The following is a 1,086-nucleotide window of genomic DNA, read 5'->3' as shown; positions in this document are numbered from 1 at the left end:
AGAGGATCATCTAGCAAGGCTGCCTAAATGCTTCCACACATGTTGATGATGCCTCTTTTTAAGTGAAGTGTTGAATTTTACTTGTCGGATAATATACTTTGGGCAATATCAGCGAGTTGGTTCGGGGCGGTCGGCTCGGGCACAAAGACTGCGATAAATTGCACTTGGCCGTTCGGGAGGATTACGATTCCTGCGTCGTTCATGGGCGGAAGTTTGTCCTTGGGCGGGAATCCGGTGCCGGTCTTATGGACGACTGTTGCACCCGCGGGGGCTGCGGCCGGGATGCGATCCTTCCCCGTTTCCACTTCGGACATCGTTTTCCAGATGAACTGGAGGTTTGCTGTTTTGTCTTTGTTCTTGTAGAACCATTCGAAAAGGTTCGACATTTCTTTGGGCGTGCTCCAATTCAAGTCGCTTTTGGCGAGGTCCGTGTGCATTTCGGCTTCTGTTGCACCGATTTGGATATCCTTGAAGCCGAGTTTTGCGATGTAGCGGGTGATTTTTTCGGGCGCGCCGCAGAATTTGAAAAGCAAGTCGCTAGCGTTGTTGTCGCTCTGCACCAGGGACCACTGGAGAAGTTCAGCATACGAAACCATGGCGGTATCGCCCATTTCCTTCATCATTGGCGACCAGGTATTTTGCATCAGTTCGGCTTTTACCACGCGGACTTTGGCATCGATGCCGATTTTTGCGCTGTCGAGGAAGTGCGCCACGTAAAGCGCTTGCGGGAACTTCATCACGCTGTGCATCGGGAAATGCAGGGATTCGTTTAAGCCCGCGGATTTTTGTGTGGACTGCGCGGTTTTGTTAACGCTCGAAGACTGCGCGGGTGTTGCAAACTGCGCGGCTGTTGATGGCGCAGACTGCGCCGACTTCGCAAAATAGCCGTAAGACTCCCCCGCACAGGCAAAAGATGCGGCTATGGCGATTGATGCGACGAACAAAAATGCACGAGTGAAAAATTTTGAAATCATATAATCGATTACTAGGCAAAGATTGTTGTTTTGGCTATAAAAAGATAAGAAAAAAGCGCTCTTCATCAACATGTGTGGGTGGCTTCGCCACCCTTTTTTGTTGACTTTCGCC

At 50.4% G+C, this 1,086-nt stretch carries 1 protein-coding gene; it reads right to left on the bottom strand.

Annotated features, from left to right (window positions below; translation table 11 throughout):
• Positions 1–77 precede the first annotated feature (77 nt).
• A partial coding sequence (locus tag MJZ25_16720; protein ID MCQ2125804.1) for a class A beta-lactamase-related serine hydrolase occupies positions 78–1,086 on the bottom strand: 1,009 nt, incomplete at its 5' end.

This window comes from Fibrobacter sp. (genome assembly GCA_024399065.1).
In the GTDB taxonomy this organism is placed as follows: Bacteria; Fibrobacterota; Fibrobacteria; order Fibrobacterales; family Fibrobacteraceae; genus Fibrobacter.
This window is presented reverse-complemented; position numbering and strand designations above follow the sequence as displayed.